19 protein-coding genes are annotated in these 18146 nt (G+C 64.8%); 3 read left to right on the top strand and 16 right to left on the bottom strand.

All coding sequences use genetic code 11. The features are described from left to right. Positions 1-19: 19 nt before the first annotated feature. From RIdsm_RS24245 to greA, 15 genes are all read right to left on the bottom strand, one after another. Positions 20-778, bottom strand: coding sequence for a TIGR02186 family protein (locus RIdsm_RS24245; RefSeq protein ID WP_057812701.1), 759 nt, complete (start codon positions 776-778; stop codon positions 20-22). Between the two features lie 4 nt (positions 779-782). Beyond that, positions 783-1700, bottom strand: a complete 918-nt coding sequence (locus tag RIdsm_RS24240) for a sulfite exporter TauE/SafE family protein (protein WP_057812703.1) — start codon at positions 1698-1700, stop codon at positions 783-785. A gap of 138 nt (positions 1701-1838) precedes the next feature. Beyond that, positions 1839-2753, bottom strand: coding sequence for a sulfite exporter TauE/SafE family protein (locus RIdsm_RS24235; protein ID WP_057812705.1), 915 nt, complete (start codon positions 2751-2753; stop codon positions 1839-1841). Positions 2754-2860: 107 nt separating this feature from the next. Then, entirely contained in the window at positions 2861-3826 is a 966-nt protein-coding gene (locus RIdsm_RS24230) for an ABC transporter permease (RefSeq protein WP_057812707.1), read from the bottom strand. Positions 3827-3830: 4 nt separating this feature from the next. Further along, a complete protein-coding gene (locus RIdsm_RS24225) occupies positions 3831-4466 on the bottom strand; it encodes a LysE family translocator (RefSeq protein WP_082647238.1) in 636 nt (211 codons plus the stop codon). Then, positions 4463-5560: an ABC transporter permease gene (locus RIdsm_RS24220; protein WP_057812709.1), complete on the bottom strand. Its 1098-nt coding sequence runs from the start codon at positions 5558-5560 to the stop codon at positions 4463-4465. The genes RIdsm_RS24225 and RIdsm_RS24220 overlap by 4 nt, the downstream gene beginning before the upstream one ends. Next, the gene (locus RIdsm_RS24215) at positions 5553-7187 is read right to left on the bottom strand and encodes an ABC transporter ATP-binding protein (protein WP_057812710.1); all 1635 of its coding nucleotides are present in this window, start codon (positions 7185-7187) and stop codon (positions 5553-5555) included. The genes RIdsm_RS24220 and RIdsm_RS24215 overlap by 8 nt, the downstream gene beginning before the upstream one ends. A gap of 6 nt (positions 7188-7193) precedes the next feature. Then, positions 7194-8183, bottom strand: a complete 990-nt coding sequence (locus tag RIdsm_RS24210) for a BMP family lipoprotein (RefSeq protein WP_057812713.1) — start codon at positions 8181-8183, stop codon at positions 7194-7196. A 249-nt stretch (positions 8184-8432) separates the two neighbouring features. Further along, positions 8433-8846, bottom strand: coding sequence for a GNAT family N-acetyltransferase (locus tag RIdsm_RS24205; RefSeq protein ID WP_057812715.1), 414 nt, complete (start codon positions 8844-8846; stop codon positions 8433-8435). Continuing rightward, a complete protein-coding gene (tsaB, locus tag RIdsm_RS24200) occupies positions 8836-9432 on the bottom strand; it encodes a tRNA (adenosine(37)-N6)-threonylcarbamoyltransferase complex dimerization subunit type 1 TsaB (protein ID WP_057812717.1) in 597 nt (198 codons plus the stop codon). The genes RIdsm_RS24205 and tsaB overlap by 11 nt, the downstream gene beginning before the upstream one ends. Further along, a complete protein-coding gene (locus RIdsm_RS24195; RefSeq protein ID WP_057812719.1) occupies positions 9422-9985 on the bottom strand; it encodes a NifU family protein in 564 nt (187 codons plus the stop codon). The genes tsaB and RIdsm_RS24195 overlap by 11 nt, the downstream gene beginning before the upstream one ends. Positions 9986-10085: 100 nt before the next feature. Further along, positions 10086-10430, bottom strand: coding sequence for a DUF2794 domain-containing protein (locus RIdsm_RS24190; RefSeq protein WP_057812721.1), 345 nt, complete (start codon positions 10428-10430; stop codon positions 10086-10088). A 55-nt stretch (positions 10431-10485) separates the two neighbouring features. Beyond that, entirely contained in the window at positions 10486-10941 is a 456-nt protein-coding gene (locus RIdsm_RS24185; RefSeq protein WP_057812723.1) for a universal stress protein, read from the bottom strand. An 82-nt stretch (positions 10942-11023) separates the two neighbouring features. Further along, positions 11024-12043 carry a hypothetical protein gene (locus tag RIdsm_RS24180; RefSeq protein WP_057812725.1) on the bottom strand — a complete coding sequence of 340 codons (1020 nt, stop codon included), beginning with the start codon at positions 12041-12043 and terminating at the stop codon, positions 11024-11026. Between the two features lie 12 nt (positions 12044-12055). Next, positions 12056-12526: a transcription elongation factor GreA gene (gene greA, locus RIdsm_RS24175; protein WP_057812726.1), complete on the bottom strand. Its 471-nt coding sequence runs from the start codon at positions 12524-12526 to the stop codon at positions 12056-12058. A 268-nt stretch (positions 12527-12794) separates the two neighbouring features. Between greA and RIdsm_RS24170 the strand changes: the two genes are divergently transcribed. From RIdsm_RS24170 to RIdsm_RS24160, 3 genes are all read left to right on the top strand, one after another. Further along, the gene (locus RIdsm_RS24170; RefSeq protein ID WP_057812728.1) at positions 12795-14441 is read left to right on the top strand and encodes an electron transfer flavoprotein-ubiquinone oxidoreductase; all 1647 of its coding nucleotides are present in this window, start codon (positions 12795-12797) and stop codon (positions 14439-14441) included. 115 nt (positions 14442-14556) lie between these two features. Then, positions 14557-16275: a tetratricopeptide repeat protein gene (locus tag RIdsm_RS24165; RefSeq protein ID WP_057812730.1), complete on the top strand. Its 1719-nt coding sequence runs from the start codon at positions 14557-14559 to the stop codon at positions 16273-16275. Next, on the top strand, positions 16262-17107 hold the full coding sequence (locus RIdsm_RS24160) for a 4-(cytidine 5'-diphospho)-2-C-methyl-D-erythritol kinase (protein WP_057812732.1): 846 nt from the start codon (positions 16262-16264) through the stop codon (positions 17105-17107). Before RIdsm_RS24165 ends, RIdsm_RS24160 begins: the two co-directional genes overlap by 14 nt. A gap of 4 nt (positions 17108-17111) precedes the next feature. Here the strand turns inward: RIdsm_RS24160 and RIdsm_RS24155 are convergent, their stop codons facing one another. Next, complete coding sequence (locus tag RIdsm_RS24155) at positions 17112-18113, bottom strand: polyprenyl synthetase family protein (RefSeq protein WP_057812734.1); 1002 nt, start codon at positions 18111-18113, stop codon at positions 17112-17114. Positions 18114-18146 lie beyond the last annotated feature (33 nt).

The raw sequence follows: 18146 nt of genomic DNA, 5'->3' as shown, positions 1-18146 counted from the left end.
TTCCAGCCCGGGCCGGAATTTAGCCCTGTCGCAACATCCGGAAGGCGGCCGAGGCGCCCCAGCCGGCGGCGATGGCAATGGCCAGCGACATCAGGCCGTAGATCAGCGGCTGGTTCCGCGACAGGTTGTAGAGCCAGCGTTCCAGCCCGACCTTGCGCACGTCGATGGTGGTTTCATAGACCGATACGACACGGCCTTCGCGGGTCAGGAAGATGCGGGTGGAATACTCGCCCTCGGTCAGGTTCGCCGGCATGTCGATGGCGGTGCGGAACAGTGTCTGCTGGTCGACGGCGACGGAATCCTCGACGATCTTGTATAGGCCAGAGCGTTCGCGGATGCGCACGACGGCGTCGGCAAAGTTCTGGGCGCCGCGGATATGCATCGCCGCCCCGACCGAGCGGATCGCCCGTTCGATCGACACGCGGTGCCGAAGATCCTCGACATCGGTGAGCACCTCGTCGAACGGGCCGCTTGCGGCGACGGCATAGAAGCTTGGGGCGCTGTCCACCAGGACGCTGTCGGTGTTCACCCAGATGCCAAACCGGCGTTCCTTGCGGCGCACCAGCACGGGTTTCGACGGCCCCGAGACCGCGACGACCACCTGAAGCGGGGGGCCATCCGGAATGGGTTCCTCGCGTTTCACGGCCCCGAAGACAAGGATCTGCGAGCCGTCGAAATTGGCGGTGATCGCCACTTCATCCTGGCTGAGGCCAAGCACGACCTCCTCTGCCCGGGCGGGCAGGGCGATGAGCAAAAGAATGAAGAGCAGTCGCACCATTGTCTCAGTGCCCCCCTGCCGAACCGATGGAGTAAAGTTCGGTCGGCTGAAGCAGCAGGTCAAGCGCCAGCTTGAAGCAGACGGCCAGAACCATCAGCGCCAGCAGGATGCGCAGCTGTTCGGCCTTCATCCTGGTGCCGATGCTGGTGCCGATCTGGGCCCCGATCACGCCGCCCACCAGAAGCAGCACCGCCAGGGCGACGTCGACGGTGAAGTTGGTCGTCGCGTGCAGCATGGTGGTGAAGGCGGTGACGAAGATGATCTGGAAGAGCGAGGTGCCGACGACGACCTTGGTGGGCATGCCGAGGATATAGATCATAGCCGGGACCATGATGAACCCGCCGCCCACGCCCATGATGGCTGCAAGAATGCCGACGAGCACACCGACGATCACGGGCGGGATGACACTGATGTAGAGGCCCGACGTGCGGAAGCGCATCTTCAGTGGAAGGCCCTGCACCCAGGTGTGTTTCCGGCGTGTCGGTGCGCCGCCGCTGCGCCGCGACTTGCGGATCGCGCGCAGGCTTTCGACGAACATCATCGCCCCGATCACGCCAAGGAAGACGACGTAGCAGAGCCGGACCAGCAGGTCGACCTGGCCGAGCGACCGCAGGTAGTTGAAGATCACGACGCCAAGCGCCGCGCCGATCAGGCCACCGATCAGCAGCACCGTGCCCATCCGCAGGTCGACCGTCTTGCGCCGCAGATGCGCCAGCACGCCGGAGAAGGAGGAGGCGACGATCTGGTTCGCCTCGGTTGCCACGGCGACGGCGGGGGGGATGCCGATGAAGAAAAGAAGCGGGGTCATCAGGAAGCCGCCGCCCACTCCGAACATGCCCGACAGGACACCGACCAGCCCGCCCAGCCCCAGGAGAAGGAAGGCGTTGACGGATACCTCGGCGATCGGAAGGTATATCAGCATGAAGCCCCTTATCCCCATGTCCGTGTTCAATGCAAGGCGGCACGCTGCCACAAGCGGATCTGGCCAGATCACATGTTGTGAATTGGATTTACAGGCGCGTGATATTGCAAGCGGAAACCGGCGGGCCGGGGTCTTGGCCTACATGTTTTTGACGGGGGTGAGGTTGTAAAGGTCGGTCGGGACCAGCAGCAGGTCGAGCGCCAGTTTGAAACAGACGCCCACCACCAGCAGTGCCAGCAGCACCCGAAGCTGTTCGGCCTTCATCCGGGTGCCGATCATCGTGCCGACCTGTGCCCCGATCACCCCGCCCAGAAGCAGCATGACCGCCAGCACCACGTCGACCGTCTGGTTCGTGGTGGCGTGGAGCATGGTGGTGAAGGCGGTGACGAAGATGATCTGGAAGAGCGAGGTGCCGACGACGACCTTGGTGGGCATCCCGAGGATGTAGATCATCGCCGGGACCATGATGAACCCGCCGCCCACGCCCATAACCGCGGCCAGCACGCCGACGCTGACGCCGACCAGCAGCGGCGGGATGGCGCTGATGTAAAGCCCCGAGGTGCGGAAACGCATCTTGAACGGCAGCTTCTGCACCCATGTGTGCTTCTTTCGAACCGCCCTGGCCCCCGACTTCGAGCGACGCAGGGCCCGCAGGCTTTCGAAGAACATCAGGACGCCGATGATGCCGAGGAACACGACGTAGCAGAGCCGGACCAGCAGGTCGACCTGGCCCACCGCCTTGAGATAGTTGAAGAGCAGCACACCCAGCGCCGCGCCGAAAAGCCCGCCGACGAGCAGGATCGTTCCCATCTGGAGGTCGACCGTCTTGCGCCTGAGATGCGCCAGCACGCCCGAGAACGAGGCGGCGACGATCTGCGCTGCGCCGGTGGCGACGGCCACGGTCGGCGGAATGCCGATGAAGAACAGAAGCGGAGTCAGAAGAAAGCCGCCACCGACGCCGAACATGCCCGACAGCACCCCGATCAGCCCGCCGAGGCCCAGTAGCAGGAAGATGTTGACCGCAACGCCGGCTATGGGAAGGTAGATGTGCATATGTCCAATTAGCCCCATCATCGGCCATCCCGCAAGGCGCGGGCGCCCGGAAAGGCTCGGGCGCGGCATCACGCCTCGTGCTTTCGGGATGGAGCGGAAGGGGTGGCCTAGCGTTCCTTGACGTAGGGCTGGCCGCCCGCCCGCGGTGGAATCGCCTTTCCGACGAACCCGGCCAGGATGATGACCGTCAGGATATAGGGCAGCGCATCCATCAGCTGCACCGGGATGACCAGCCCGCCCAGTTCGATATTCTGGTACCGCAGCGCGACCGCCTGAAGGAATCCGAAGAGCAGCGTCGCCGACAGCGCATACCACGGCCGCCACTTGGCGAAGATCAGTGCGGCGAGGGCGATATAGCCCCGGCCCGCCGTCATGTCCTTGACGAACCCGGCCTGCAGCGCCGTCGCCAGGTAGGCACCGGCGATGCCGCACAGTACGCCGCAGATGAGAACGGCGGCATAGCGCATCCCCACAACCGAAATGCCCGCCGTATCAACCGCCGCCGGGTTCTCGCCCACGGCCCGAAGGCGCAGGCCGAAGCGCGTGCGGAACAGAACCCACCACGTTGCCGGCACGCAGAGGAGCGCGAGGTAAACAAGGATCGTGTGCCCCGAGATCAGTTCGGCATAGATCGGCCCCAGCACCGGCACGCCGCCCAGCGTTTCGGCCAGCGGCAGGGTGATCGGCTCGAACCGGGCCGCGCCGATCAGCGAGGGGGTCCGGCCGCCCTGCGCGAACCAGTCCTGCGCGATCAGCACGGTCATGCCGGCGGCCAGGAAGTTGATCGCCACGCCCGAGATCAGCTGATTGCCCCGAAAGGTGATCGACGCCAGCCCGTGCAGCCCCGCCAGCAGCATCGAAGACCCGATCCCCGCCAGAAGCCCCAGCCAGACCGATCCGCTGACATAGGCCACCGCCGCCGAGAAAAACGCCGCGATCAGCATCTTGCCCTCCAGCCCGATATCGAAAATGCCCGCTCGCTCGCTGAACAGCCCGGCAAGGCAGGCCAGCAGAAGCGGCGTGGCCAGCCGGACCGTGCTGTCGAGCACTTGCAGGGCGGTCATGAAATCCATCGGACTACCTTTCTGCCGTCGCCAGCTTGAAGGCGGCGAAGGTGAAGAAGCCGCCGAGGCCGGCCTCGATCCATCGGCGCCCGCCGGCATAGGCGGCGCGCACCGGGCGCGAGGACAGCACGACGGCCCAGGCCGCGTGCATCGCGAAGGAAATGACGAAGGCGCCTGTTACGAAGGCTGCGATCACCGGCGCGGGCGCCCCGTTCACTGCGCCTACCGCCGCGATTGCCAGCCAGAAGGCGATGGCCTTGGGGTTCGTGACCTGCAACAGGTAGCCCTTGATGAACAGTGCCTTTGCCGACTGGGGCGCCATCTGCTTGACGCTTACCTTTGGCGGGTTCAGCGCCTTGCGGAAGGCGCCCCATGCCAGCCAGAGCAGGTAGGCCGAGCCCACCAGCCGCAGCAGGTTCATCGCCCAGGCCGCCTGGGACAAGAGCAGCCCGACGCCGACCATGGTCAGCAGGTTGATCGTCATGCTGCCGGTGGCGATGCCAAAACAGGTGATCAGGGCCGGCCCGCGCCCCTGCGTCGTCGAGATGCCCAAGAGCATCGCCACGGCCGGGCCGGGTGAGGACGCGCCCACCAGCAGGATCGCATAGGCGGCGATGAAACCGGGCAGGTAGGGTGAAAGCTCGGTCACGTGCGCCTCCGCTTGCGGGTTGCCATGAAGATGCGTTCGAGCGGCATGCGCACCATGTTGTCGAGCGCGCCGGTGAACAGGATCACCAGTGCCTGGATCACCACGATCAGCTCACGCGGAATGGACGTCCACAGCGCCAGCTCGGCCCCGCCCTGGTAGAGGAAGCCGAACAGGATCGCGGCCAGGAACACGCCCAGCGGGTGATTGCGCCCCATCAGCGCCACGGCGATGCCGATGAAGCCCGCCCCCTCGGTTGCGTTCAGGATAAGCCGCTCGGCCTCGCCCATGACGTTGTTGATCGCCATGCAGCCCGACAGCGCGCCGGAGATCAGCATGGCGATCACGACGATTTTCACGGGCGGAATGCCGGCATAGCGCGAGGCGCTTTCGGAATGCCCCAGCGCGCGGATCTCGAAGCCCAGCCGCGTGCGCCAGACGAGGAGCCACACCAGAACGCAGGCCGCCACCGCCACCAGCAGGCTGATATTCGCAGGCGCCGCCTTGGAGAACGCGATGCCCAGCGGCGCCAGAAGATCGTGCAATGTGGGCAGATGCGCGCCTTCGGGGAATTTCGCGGTTGCCGGGTCCATCGAGCCGGCGGGGCGCAGGATATTGACCAGCATGTAATTCAGCACGGCTGCGGCGATGAAGTTGAACATGATGGTGGTGATCACGATATGGCTGCCGCGCTTGGCCTGCAGCCACGCCGGGATGAGCGCCCAGAGCGCCCCGAACGCCGCCGCGCCGACGATGGCCGCCGGCAGGGCCAGCGCCCAGTGCGGCCAGGGGATCGCGAGGCACACCAGTGCCACGCCCAGCCCGCCGATCATCGCCTGCCCTTCCGAGCCGATGTTGAACAGCCCCGCATGGCTTGCCACGGCAAAGGCCAGCCCGGTGAACAGGAAATTGGTGGCGTAATAGAGCGTGTAGCCCCAGCCATAGGTCGAGCCCAGCGCGCCGGTCACCATCAGCTTGACCGCCGCGATCGGGTCTTCGCCGATGAAGAGGATCACCAGGGCCGAAATCAGCGCTGCGAGGACAAGCGAAATAAGCGGCACCAGCACCGCATCGACCCAGGCCGGCATCCTATCCATGATGCTTCTCCTCTTCGGTCTCGGCGGCCTGGGCGAACTGCGCCTCCTCGACCGCCTTGAAGGCATCCTCGGGCTTGCCCTCGATGCCGGCCATCAGCAGGCCAAGCTCGGTCTCGTCGGTCTCGTCCGGGCGCCGTTCGCCCATGATCTTGCCGTCGAACATCACGGCAATCCGGTCGGAGAGCGACATGATCTCGTCAAGCTCGACGCTGACCAGCAGGATCGCCTTGCCTTCGTCGCGCAGGCGGATGATCTGGCTGTGAATGAATTCGATCGCGCCGATATCGACGCCGCGTGTCGGTTGGCCGATCAGCAGGATATCGGGGTTCCGCTCGATCTCGCGGGCCAGAACGATCTTCTGCTGATTGCCGCCGCTGAAATTCTTGGCCGACAGTTTCTCATCCGGCGGGCGCACGTCGAAGCGGCCCATCTTGTCGCGCGCCTCGGCCATGATGGCGGCGTTGTTCATCAGCACGCCACGCCCGGTGGACGGGTCGCGGTGATAGCCGAAGATCATGTTCTCCCACGCGGCGTAATCCATGATCAGGCCTTCGCGCTGGCGATCCTCGGGCACGTGGCCGATGCCGGCGGCGCGCCGGTCGCGGCCATTGGCGCCGCTGCCGCTCAGGGTCAGCGGCTGACCATTCACCCGCACCTCGCCGCGGGCCTCGCGGATACCGCCAAGCACCTCCAGCAGTTCCGACTGCCCGTTGCCCGCAACGCCGGCGAGACCAACGATTTCGCCGGCCCGCACGGTCAGGTCGATGCCACGCAACCGTTCGACGCCCTGGCTGTCGGTCACTTTCAGGCCTTTGACATTCAGCACCGCGTTACCGGGTTGCGCCGGCGACTTCGCGACCCGCAATAGCACCTTCCGCCCCACCATCAGTTCGGCCAGTTGTTCGGGGCTGGTCTCGTCGGTTTTCACCGTCTCGACCATCTCGCCGCGCCGCATGACGCTGACCGTGTCGGTGATCTCCATGATCTCGCGCAGCTTGTGGGTGATGAGGATGATCGTCTTCCCCTCTTCCTTCAGCCGCGCGAGGATACGGAACAGCTGGTCGGCCTCGGCCGGGGTCAGCACGCCCGTCGGCTCGTCGAGGATCAGGATATCGGCCTGCCGGTAGAGCGCCTTGAGGATCTCGACCCGCTGCTGCATGCCGACGCCGATATCCTCGATCTTCGCGTCGGGCTTGACGTGAAGCTCGTATTCCTCGGCCAGCTCTTCAAGCGACTTGCGCGCCTTGGCGAGGCTGGGCTTGAGAAGACGCCCATCCTCGGCCCCGAGGATCACGTTTTCCAGAACGGTGAAGTTCTCCACCAGCTTGAAATGCTGGAAGACCATGCCGATGCCCGCGGAAATGGCGGCCTGGCTGTCGGGGATGCGTGTTTCGCGGCCCTTGATGAAGATCTTGCCGCTGTCGGCCTTGTAGAACCCGTAGAGGATCGACATCAGGGTCGACTTGCCCGCCCCGTTCTCGCCGATGATCCCGTGGATCGTGCCGGGCGCCACGGTGATCGAAATGTCCTTGTTCGCCTGAACCGGGCCGAAGGCCTTGGAGATGCCCCTCAGTTCAATGGCCGGGGCGGCAGATGCCTGCCGCCCCGTATCGTGTTCGCCCGTCATCCGCGGTTATTCGACCGGGCAGGAATTGTCGGACATGTAGTCATGCACCTCGAGTTCGCCGCTGGCGATCTTCTCGGCGGCCTCGTCGACGGCGGCCTTCATTTCGTCGGTGACAAGGCTCTCGTTATGCTCATCCATCGCGTAGCCGACACCTTCGTTCGAGATGCCCATCACCTGGATCCCCGTCTCCATGTCGGTTCCTGCCGACATGGCGTCATAGACGGCATTGTCGACCCGCTTGACCATCGAGGTCAGGATCGAGCCGGGATGCAGGTAGTTCTGGTTGCTGTCCACGCCGATGCCGAGGATGCCCTCGTCTGCGGCCGTCTGCAGGATGCCCGTGCCGGTGCCGCCAGCGGCGTGATAGACCACATCGGCGCCCTGGCTGATCTGGGCCTTGGTCAGTTCCGAGCCTTTCACCGGGTCGTTCCATGCGGCGGGCGTGGTGCCGGTCATGTTCTGGATCACGGTGGCATCCGGGTTCACCGCCTTCACGCCCTGAACGTAGCCACAGGCAAACTTGCGGATCAGCGGAATATCCATCCCGCCGATGAAGCCGACGGTGCCGCTTTCGCTGGCCTGCGCGGCCATCATGCCCACGAGATAGCTGCCCTGGTGTTCGTTGAAGACGACCGAGCGCACGTTGGGCTCTTCCACCACCATGTCGATGATCGCGAACTTGGTGTCGGGATACTCGGCAGCGACCTCGCCCAGCGATTCCCCGAAGGCAAAGCCCACCATGACGATCGGGTTGTTGCCGGCCTCGGCAAAGCGGCGCAGAGCCTGTTCGCGCTGGGCTTCCGATTGCAGCTCGACTTCGTTGTAGCTGCCGCCGGTTTCCTCGGCCCAGCGCTGGGCCCCGTTATGGGCGCTTTCGTTGAAGGATTTGTCGAACTTGCCGCCAAGGTCGTAGATCAGCGCGGGGTCTGCCAGGGCAGCGCCTGCGCCGAGCGCCAGCGTTGCCGCGGCGCCAAGAAAGTGCTTCATCATCGTCATCGTATCTCTCCCTGAACGTGACCGCGCGTGCCGGGCGTGTTTGGCCTCTTCCTGTGCGCGGGCTTGATGCAATGGGGGCAAGTAAGCCCGCGTTTGCCGCCTCGGGTCAATAGAAGATGAGTCCTGCCCCTGCGTCAAAAACCGGGCGGCTTCCGGCGCGGCAGATGGCAGGCGCGCCCCGTCTTTCATCTTTCCCGAAATACTCCCGCCGGAGGCGTCCGACATGGCAACACCCGCCACCGCCGAGGCTCAGCCGAGCGCCTTCTCCATCAAGAGCGCATCCTCCCGACCATCCGGCGTCTGGTAATAGCCCTTGCGCCGGCCCGTCTCCGCGTAACCGGCGGCCCGGTACAGTGCGATTGCGCCCGTATTTCCGTCCGAAACCTCGAGAAACGCCCGCGTCACCCCGCGCGCCACGGCACCGGCCTCGAACGCTGACAAGGTCTCTCGCCCGAGCCCCTTGCGCCGATGCGCCGGATCGGTGGCGATGGTCAGCAGTTCGGCTTCGTCCGCGACGGCACGGCCGAGCGCGAAGGCGCACCCGTCACCTATGGCAAACACGTGCGGGCTTTCCAGCAGGTCGGCAAATTCCTGCTCCGACCAGGCCCGGCCCTGCCCGGCAAAGGCGCGGGCATGGCAGGTCGCCATCTCCTCAGGTGTCATCGTCGAGGATCACCGGCGGCGCCTCTCGCGGCGGCGCGGCGTCAGCGGGGCGAATGTAAAGCGGGGCGGGGGCGGGAGCAGGCACATCGGCCCTTGCCGCGACGCGGGCGATGGCCAGCGCCAGCTCTTCGGGAGCCGGCGGCAGGGCCAGCGGCAACCCAAGCTTTTCCGCCTCCGCGATCGGCACAAGCTTGGGCTCCTCCCCGTCGGGCCGGATGTAAACCTGCTCTCTGGGCGCCGCGACGGCAGGCAGGTATGCCCCCGTCGCCTCAAGCCCGATCGCGTCGAAGGTCGACACGCCCACCGCAGGGATATCGAGCGCAAGCGCCAGCCCGCGCGCGGCGGATACGGAGATGCGGATGCCAGTGAAGTTTCCCGGGCCCACGCCCGTGCCGATCCGGTTCAGATCGCCCCAGCGCGCGCCGCCCTCGGCCAGCACCTCTTCCAGCAGGGGCATCAGGCGCTCGGCCTGTCCGCGGCCCATCTCCTCGGCCCTGAGGCAGAGAACACGGTCGCCAGACAGCAAAGCGGCCGCGCAATGCGCGGCCGATGTATCGAACCCAAGAACGAGGGTGTCAGATCCCAACGGGGCGCACCTCGGTGACCTCGGGGATGTAGTGGCGCAGCAGGTTCTCGATGCCCATCTTCAGCGTAATGGTCGACGAGGGGCAGCCGGCACAGGCGCCCTGCATGTGCAGGTAGACAACGCCGCGCTCGAAGCCGTGGAAGGTGATGTCGCCACCGTCCTGCGCCACAGCCGGGCGCACGCGGGTGTCGAGCAGTTCCTTGATCTGGCCGACGATATCGGCATCTTCGCCGTCATGGTCGGCGTGGCCGGAAGAGGCCGTTGCCTCGCCCATCATCACCGGTTTGCCCGACTGGAAGTGCTCCATGATCGCGCCGAGGATGGCGGGTTTCATGTGGTCCCACTCGGTTTCGTCGGCCTTGGTGACGGTGACGAAATCGTTGCCGAAGAACACGCCGGTCACGCCCTGCACCTTGAACAGGCGCTCGGCCAGCGGCGACTTGCCTGCCGTTTCGGACGTGGGGAAGTCAGCGGTGCCGGCATCCAGCACGGTCTGGCCGGGCAGGAATTTCAGCGTCGCGGGATTCGGTGTGGATTCGGTCTGAATGAACATGGGTCGCGCCTTTCCATAGGTGCTCCGGATATGCGCCCCATGGCTTCGCCTGTCAAGGTTTGGAACGATTCTAAATTGTGACGGGCGGCGTCGCGGCGGCCTATTCCACCGGTCGGATCAGCTTGCGCTCGAGCACGCGCAGGACCGTTTTCAGGTCGCTTCCGCGTTTCAGAACCTGCCCGTCCATGCCGATCACGGCGTACTGGCCCTGTCGTCCGCGCAGGCGCGGGCGCTTTTCGATCCGGTAGAGCGGGTTTTCCGCCGTGCGCCGGAACACCGAGAACACCGCCACGTCCCGCAAACAGGAAATGCCGTAGTCGCGCCATTCGCCGGCGGCGACCATGCGGCCGTAGAGGGACAGGATGATGCCCAGTTCCGATCTCTGGAACGCCACCTGCGCAGGGATGCCCTGTGCGGGAAACGGGGTGGAGGATTGGAATGTCATGCCGCCAGAGTTGCGCCAAGTGGCGCACAAATCAAGAAAAATACGCGGGTCGGCCTCAGGTGATCGCCTCGAGCCGTTCTTTCGACAAATCGCCGGGCACGATCGTGAGGGGAATCGTCAGCGTGCCGGAATTCTTGGAAAGCTGGGTCACAAGCGGCCCGGGGCCCTTCTTGTCGGTGCCGGCGCCAAGCACCAGGACGCCGATTTCGGGGTCGTCCTGCACTTGTGCCATGATCTCGGTCACCGGCTCGCCCTCGCGGATCACCAGCTCGGGGTCGACCCCCTGCTTGTCGCGCATCCACTTGGCGAACACCTCGAAATGGGCGTGGATCCGTTCGCGCGCCTCTTCCCGCATGATGTCGCCCACGCCGATCCAGTGGTTGAATTCCTCAGGTGGAATCACCGCCAGAACCTCGACACCGGCACCCGTATGGGCCGCGCGCATGGCCGCAAAGCGCATGGCGTTCAGGCACTCCTTGCTGTCGTCCAGAACCACAAGAAACTTGCGCATGGTCTTACTCCTCGCCCGGGGGCATGATGCCCGGTACACCTTCTGCTGGCAATATAATGATGCTTGGCGCGATTGCGCGTTTTCAGTCGAACGTGCCGGTCACCCGCCCCAGCAACATGAAGGCACGTGACGTGCGGGTGTTGGACAGTTCGGTCAACTCGCTGTCGGTCGCGGTCTCGGCGAAGCCCGAGATCATCCGGTCGAATAGCCGAAGGAAATGGTGCACCGCGTCGCGGAAGATCGGGTCGCTCTTCATTCGCGCGGCTGTCAGCGCCAGCGACGAGCGGTCGCGAATCCCGCCCAGCATGGCAATCGAGCGGCCCCGTTCGCCGGCGGCGAACCGGCGCCAGATTTCCGGGCGAGCCAGGTCGGGGCGCAGGTCGTCCATGTAGATCCCGTCATGGGACATGAGGGTCAGCACGTCCTGCGCGGCCTGAACCAGTTGCGCGGTGGGGCGGTCTTTCAGGGCGCGGCGCAGGGCGGCGAAGCCTTCCTTGTCTTCCGCCGTTTCGGGGAAGTTGAGCGCGCGGATGAAATCGGAACTGGCCAGCGGCGGGTGCATGTCCTCGGCGGGGGTGCCGAGGGGCAGCGCCACCTGGTCATCGGTCTGGGGCGCCTCCTGCGGCTGAGGCTGGGGCGGCGGGGCGGCCAGCGCGTGGCGCGTCGAGGAAAACGTCGCCAGCGCCGATTCCGTCTTGCGCTGGGCGGCGGCGATTTCCTCGAGCTTCTTGGTGACCGACGGCTCGTTAATGGCGTTCCGGCTCTGGTTCTGGGCGATGTAGGCGTGGCGGATCGCGTCGATCGCGACCTGAAGCCGTTGGCTTTCCTCGCGCATCACCTTCGACGAGCGTGCCGCGGTGGCGGCCACCCAGATCATCGCCACCGGCATGAACACCGCCAGCATCACCAGGATGAACCACGCCGCGCCCCCGGCGCCGCCGATGACCGCCTCGGGGTCCATGAAGAGGAAGAACACCGCCGCCATGATCAGCCACAACACCGACAGCACCACGGCGACCACTTCGATCGACGTGACCCGTTCCCGGCGTGATTTCTCGTAGATCCCCAGCGGGGTCGGCGGGGTCTGCTGTCGGTCGGCCATGTTGAGGACCTGTTATACGTAGGCGATCTTTAGCACTTCGTAGGCCTTGTCGCCACCGGGCGTGCGCACCTCGACGCTATCGCCCTCTTCTTTGCCGATCAGCGCCCGTGCAATGGGCGATTTGATGTTCAGCAGACCTTTTTCGATGCTGGCCTCGTATTCGCCAACGATCTGATAGGTCTTTTCCTCGTCGGTGTCTTCGTCGACCAGTGTCACCGTCGCCCCGAACTTGATCGGCCCGGAAAGCTTGGTCGGGTCGATCACGTCGGACAGGCTGATCGCGCCTTCCAGCTCCTTGATCCGGCCCTCGATGAACGATTGCTTCTCCTTGGCCGAATGATACTCGGCATTCTCCGACAGGTCGCCGTGTTCGCGTGCCTCGGAGATCGCCCTGATGATGGCAGGGCGCTCAACCGACTTGAGCTGCTTGAGCTCGGCCTCGATGGCCTCGTACCCCTTGCGGGTCATCGGGATTTTTTCCATTCGGAATGCCCTTCATTCTAACGGGGCCGCGCATGTCGACCCCGGCCTTTTTCCGTTTCAGATGTCGCGACAGATTGCCCCGATGCCAGAGGTTTTTGCAATAGCGGATGCAGGACAACGATGCATTCCGTGGGCGGAAATGCGGCATATTGCCGTTTTTGACCGCCCGTAACGTCGTGTTCCAATTGACGCGGGCGTTTCCAAGGCGATAACCACGTGCGGAACTCATTCCGGCGGCCCTTCGCCGCGCCTTTGGAAGGAACGATACATGTCCGAGACTGAACGCGAAGCCATGGAATACGATGTCGTGATCGTGGGGGCGGGGCCGGCTGGCCTGTCCGCGGCGATCCGGCTGAAACAGCTAGACCCCTCGCGCGAGGTCGTGGTTCTCGAAAAAGGGTCCGAGGTGGGCGCGCATATCCTCTCGGGCGCCGTGCTCGACCCGTGCGGCCTGAACAAGCTGATCCCGGACTGGAAGGAAAAGGGTGCGCCGCTGAACGTGCCGGTGAAGGACGACAACTTCTTCATGCTGGGCGAGGGCGGCAAGATCCGCATTCCCAACTTCCCGATGCCGCCGCTGATGAACAACCACGGCAACTATGTCGTCTCGATGGGCAATGTCTGCCGCTGGATGGCGGAACAGGCCGAAGAGCTTGGCGTCGAGGTTTTCCCGGGCATGGCCTGTTCGGAAGTGATCTATGGCGAGAATGGCGAAGTGAAGGGCGTGGTCGCCGGCGAGTTCGGCAAGAACCCCGACGGCACACCGGGCCCGTCTTATGAGCCGGGAATGGAGCTGCACGGCAAGTATGTCTTCCTGTCGGAAGGTGTGCGCGGGAGCCTGTCGAAAGAGGTGATCGCCAAGTACGACCTGTCGAAAGGCAAGGAGCCGCAGAAATTCGGCCTCGGCATGAAGGAGATCTGGGAGATCGACCCGGCCAAGCACAAGCCCGGCAGCGTGACCCACACGATGGGCTGGCCGTTGGGATCGAACGCGGGCGGCGGGTCGTTCATCTACCACCTCGACAACAACCAGGTCTATGTGGGCTTCGTGGTGCACCTGAACTACAAGAACCCGCACCTTTACCCCTACATGGAATTCCAGCGGTTCAAGCATCACCCGATGGTCAAGGAACTGCTCGAGGGCGGCAAGCGCGTGGCCTATGGCGGCCGGGCGATCACCGAGGGCGGCTACCAGTCGATGCCGAAGATGGTCGCGCCGGGCGTGGCGCTTCTGGGCTGCTCGGTGGGCATGGTCAACGTGCCGCGCATCAAGGGCAACCACAACGCGATGCTCTCGGGTATGGCGGCGGCCGAGGCGGCCCATGCCGCTATCGAGGCCGGGCGTTCCAGCGACGAACTGAACGACTACGAAAAAGAAGTCCGCGAAGGCGATATCGGCAAGGACCTCAAGAAGGTCCGCAACGTCAAGCCGATGTGGTCGAAATACGGTCTTCTGGCGAGCCTCAGCCTTGGCGGGCTGGACATGTGGACCAACACGATGGGCTTCTCGTTCTTCGGCACGCTGGGCCACGGCAAGACCGACGCGGCCGCCACGGAAGCGGCCTCGAAGCACAAGAAGATCGACTACCCCAAGCCCGACGGCAAGCTGAGTTTCGACCGGCTGACCAATGTCAGCTACTCGATGACCAACCACGAGGAAAACCAGCCCTGTCACCTGACGCTGAAGGATCCCAGCGTGCCGATCGAACACAACTTGCCGAAATTCGACGAGCCGGCGCAGCGCTATTGCCCGGCCGGCGTTTACGAGGTGGTCGAAAAGGACAACGGGCCGGAATTCGTCATCAACTTCCAGAACTGCGTTCACTGCAAGACGTGTGACATCAAGGATCCGGCGCAGAACATCAACTGGGTTACCCCGCAGGGGGGCGACGGGCCCAATTACCCCAATATGTAAGCAGGCAAAAACGTGATCAGCCGGGGCGCGGCAAACCGCCCGCCCCGGATTGCCTTGACCGGGCCGTCAGTCTACCCTTACCGGGGTCAGGATTCATAAAAGGCAGGCAATCCCCGTGACTCGCAAAAACCTTTCGGTTCTCGTCCTCGCAGCCGCCCTTTTGCAGGGAGGCGCCCAGGCCGCCTCGGCTGACGAGGCGGTCGGCGCCTATCTTGCGGCCCGCCAGGCCAGCCTCGACAACGACTATGTCGCCGCGGCCGAGTATTTCACCAAGGCGCTGGCCGAGGATCAGACGAACCCCGCGATCTTGGAAAGTGCTGTCGTGGCGCATGTGTCGCTGGGCCAGTTCGATCGCGCGATCCCCATCGCCAAGAAGATCGAGGGCGACGAGCTTCTCAGCCAGGTCGCCTTCATGACGCTTGTTGCCGACGAGGTGAAGCGCGGCGCCTATGACGATCTTCTTGCCCGGTTCGAGCGTGACCACGGGATCGGCGCGCTTGCCGATGGTTTGATCGCGGCGTGGACGCATCTGGGCAAGGGCGACATGCGCGAGGCGCTCAAGCAGTTCGATGCCGTCGCCGAAGAGCGTGGCCTGCGCGGCTTTGCCATCTATCACAAGGCGCTGGCGCTTGCCTCGGTCGGTGATTTCGAGGCCGCCGAACAGATCTTTGCCGGCAAGTCCGATGGCCCGATGCAGCGCACCCGCCGCGGTACGATCGCCTGGGCGGAAATTCTCAGTCAGCTTGAGCGCAACGACGAGGCCGTGGCGCTTATCGACGATGCCTTCGGCTCGGACCTCGACCCTGAGATCGGCGCGCTGCGCGAGAAGCTTGCGGCGGGCGACCGGGTGCCTTTCACGCTGATTTCCGGCGCGGCCGACGGCGTCGCCGAGGTCTTCTATTCGCTCGGGCGGGCGCTGGTTTCCGACACGAGCGAGGATTACGTCCTGCTCTACTCCCGGATTGCCGAATATCTGAGCCCGGGCCATGTCGATGCGGTGATGATGACGGCAGAGCTCTTCGAGGCGCTTGGTCGCTACCAGCTGGCGACCGATACCTACAAATCGGTTCCGCGCGATCACCCCTCATTCACCGCGGCCGAAATGGGCAGGGCCGAGGCGCTGCGCCGGTCCGACCGGACGGATGCCGCGTCCGAGGTGCTGGAACAGCTGTCGCAGTCGCATCCCGAACTGGCGATGGTACACGTCGCCGCCGGTGATCTTTACCGCCAGCTTGAAAAATTCGACCAGGCGACAGCGGCCTATGACAGGGCGCTTGAGCAATATTCCTCGGACGCCGAGGAGCAATGGTTCGTGCACTACGCGCGGGCGATCTGCCACGAGCGCCTGGGCCAATGGGAGAAGGCCGAGTTCGATTTCCGCCGGGCACTCGAGCTGAACCCGGAACAGCCGCAGGTTCTGAACTATCTCGGCTATTCGCTGGTCGAGAAGCAGATCAAGCTGGACGAGGCGCTCGACATGATCGAACGCGCCGTCGCCAAGCAGCCCAACAGCGGGTACATCGTCGACAGCCTTGGCTGGGTGCTCTACCGCCTCGGCCGCTACGACGAGGCGGTCGGCCACATGGAACGCGCGGCCGAACTGATGCCGGTCGACCCGGTGGTCAACGACCACCTGGGCGACGTGCTCTGGGCGGTGGGTCGCAAGAACGAGGCGGAATTCCAGTGGAAGCGGGCCCTCTCGTTTGTAGACGAGGACAAGCCCTCGCCCGATATCGACCCCGACCGCATTCGCCGCAAACTCGAAGTCGGTCTCGACATCGTGCTCGAGGAAGAAGGTTCGCCGCCGCTGGAGGTCGTCGATGACGACGGTTGAGGCGTTCGTTCCGGCAAAGGTCAACCTGACCCTGCACGTGACGGGCCAACGCGACGACGGGTATCACACGCTCGATTCGCTGGCGATGTTCGCCGATATCGGCGACCGGATGACCATCACCATGCCCGGCGACTACAAGCTGACGGTCGAAGGGCCGATGGCCGAGGGGGTGCCGGGGGACGAGAGCAACCTGGTGCTGCGCGCGGCCCGGATGATGCGGATCAATGCCGATATCCGTCTTGAAAAGCACCTGCCCAATGCCGCCGGTCTTGGCGGCGGCTCTGGCGATGCGGCGGCGACGCTGCGGGTTCTGTCGGGCTTTTCCGGCAAGCCGGTGCCGGGCGACGGGATCGAGCTTGGCGCTGATGTGCCGCTCTGCCTGCAATCCGAGGCGGCCCGCGTCACCGGGATCGGCGATACCGTCACCCCCGTGCCCAACCTGCCGCCGCTTCACGCGGTGCTGGTCAACCCGCGCCTGCCGGTGCTGACCGCCGAGGTGTTCAAGCGCCTGAAGCACAAGGTCAACCGCCCGATGCCCGACGAGATTCCGGCGTTCGACACGTCGGCCGAGCTGATCGCGTGGCTGCGCGGGATGCGGAACGATCTTCAGGAGCCGGCGATCGAGGCCGAGCCGGTGATCCGGCAGGTCTTCGAGACGCTCGAAAAGACACCCGGTTGCCAGCTGGCCCGCATGTCGGGCTCGGGGGGTACCTGTTTCGGCATCTACAAGGACGCCGAAACCGCCGGCTCGGCCGCCGGCCGGTTGCAGGAGAGCTTTCCCTCGTGGTGGGTTCAGGCCACGCGCCTGAACGGGCCGTACCGCTCCGCCTGATCGTTCAGGTCAGGCGGGCGACGACGTAGTCGGCAAGCTCAATCAACATACGGCGCACGTCGTGCTCGGGCAGCTTGCCCATCGCCTCTTTCGCGCGGTTGGCCCATGCCATCGCGTCGTCGCGCGTCCGTTCCAGCGCCTCGTGCCGGTTGAGGATCGCCATCGCTTCCTCGAGGTCGCCCTCGCGCTGGTCGCCCTTCTCGATGGTCCGTTTCCAGAAGGCGCGCTCTTCGACGGTGGCGTCGGCCACGGCCTTGATCACCGGCAGGGTCAACTTGCGTTCGCGGAAATCGTCGCCCACGTTCTTGCCGGTCGCCTTCGCATCGCCCTGGTAGTCGAGCAGGTCGTCGGCGATCTGGAAGGCGATGCCAAGTGCGTCGCCATAGTCGTAAAGCGCGGTGATCCGCTCTTCGTCGGAGCCGGAAATCACGCCGCCCACTTCCGTCGCGGCCGAGAACAGCGCCGCCGTCTTGCCGCGCACGATCTGCAGGTAGATATCCTCGTCGGTCTTGAGGTCACGCGCGGCGCTGAGCTGCAGCACCTCGCCCTCGGCAATGGTGGCCGCCGCGTTTGACAGGATGTCGAGCACCCGAAGCGAGCCGGTCTCGACCATCAACTGGAACGCCCGCGCAAAGAGGTAGTCGCCCACCAGAACGCTTGACTTGTTGTCCCAGAGCAGGTTCGCCGTGGGCCGCCCGCGCCGCTGCTCGCTTTCGTCGACGACGTCGTCGTGCAGCAGGGTGGCGGTGTGAATGAACTCCACCGTGGCGGCGAGGTTGACGTCGAAATCGCCGTCATAGCCGCACAGGTCGGCCGTTGCCAGCGTCAGCATCGGCCGAAGCCGTTTGCCGCCCGCTTCGACAAGGTGCGCCGTGACTTCCGGAATGCGCGGCGCGTGGCGTGACGCCATGCGCTCGCGGATGAGCGTGTTCACCGCTTCAAGCCGCCCGGACAAATGCCGTGCAAGCTCTTCATGTGGCTTGGTGGAGGCTTGATCCAATCCCATTCAACTCCCCGTCACACGGCTCGACAAACCGTG

Origin of the sequence: Roseovarius indicus, from assembly GCF_008728195.1 — a bacterium.
Taxonomy (GTDB): Bacteria; Pseudomonadota; Alphaproteobacteria; order Rhodobacterales; family Rhodobacteraceae; genus Roseovarius; species Roseovarius indicus.
The sequence above is the reverse complement of the archived record's forward strand: the minus strand, read 5'-3'. Positions and strand labels throughout refer to the sequence as shown.

Excerpts from the sequence above, each read along its gene's own strand:
- RIdsm_RS24180 (WP_057812725.1), bottom strand. The coding sequence starts at position 12,043 with ATGGCCGACCGACAGCAGACCCCGCCGACCCCGCTGGGGATCTACGAG.
- RIdsm_RS24195 (WP_057812719.1), bottom strand. The coding sequence starts at position 9,985 with ATGTTCATTCAGACCGAATCCACACCGAATCCCGCGACGCTGAAATTC.
- RIdsm_RS24240 (WP_057812703.1), bottom strand. The coding sequence starts at position 1,700 with ATGCTGATATACCTTCCGATCGCCGAGGTATCCGTCAACGCCTTCCTT.
- RIdsm_RS24210 (WP_057812713.1), bottom strand. The coding sequence starts at position 8,183 with ATGACGATGATGAAGCACTTTCTTGGCGCCGCGGCAACGCTGGCGCTC.
- RIdsm_RS24235 (WP_057812705.1), bottom strand. The coding sequence starts at position 2,753 with ATGCACATCTACCTTCCCATAGCCGGCGTTGCGGTCAACATCTTCCTG.
- RIdsm_RS24170 (WP_057812728.1), top strand. The coding sequence starts at position 12,795 with ATGTCCGAGACTGAACGCGAAGCCATGGAATACGATGTCGTGATCGTG.
- RIdsm_RS24215 (WP_057812710.1), bottom strand. The coding sequence starts at position 7,187 with ATGACGGGCGAACACGATACGGGGCGGCAGGCATCTGCCGCCCCGGCC.
- RIdsm_RS24220 (WP_057812709.1), bottom strand. The coding sequence starts at position 5,560 with ATGGATAGGATGCCGGCCTGGGTCGATGCGGTGCTGGTGCCGCTTATT.
- greA (WP_057812726.1), bottom strand. The coding sequence starts at position 12,526 with ATGGAAAAAATCCCGATGACCCGCAAGGGGTACGAGGCCATCGAGGCC.
- RIdsm_RS24190 (WP_057812721.1), bottom strand. The coding sequence starts at position 10,430 with ATGACATTCCAATCCTCCACCCCGTTTCCCGCACAGGGCATCCCTGCG.
- RIdsm_RS24185 (WP_057812723.1), bottom strand. The coding sequence starts at position 10,941 with ATGCGCAAGTTTCTTGTGGTTCTGGACGACAGCAAGGAGTGCCTGAAC.
- RIdsm_RS24160 (WP_057812732.1), top strand. The coding sequence starts at position 16,262 with ATGACGACGGTTGAGGCGTTCGTTCCGGCAAAGGTCAACCTGACCCTG.
- RIdsm_RS24230 (WP_057812707.1), bottom strand. The coding sequence starts at position 3,826 with ATGGATTTCATGACCGCCCTGCAAGTGCTCGACAGCACGGTCCGGCTG.
- RIdsm_RS24205 (WP_057812715.1), bottom strand. The coding sequence starts at position 8,846 with ATGACACCTGAGGAGATGGCGACCTGCCATGCCCGCGCCTTTGCCGGG.
- RIdsm_RS24155 (WP_057812734.1), bottom strand. The coding sequence starts at position 18,113 with ATGGGATTGGATCAAGCCTCCACCAAGCCACATGAAGAGCTTGCACGG.
- RIdsm_RS24245 (WP_057812701.1), bottom strand. The coding sequence starts at position 778 with ATGGTGCGACTGCTCTTCATTCTTTTGCTCATCGCCCTGCCCGCCCGG.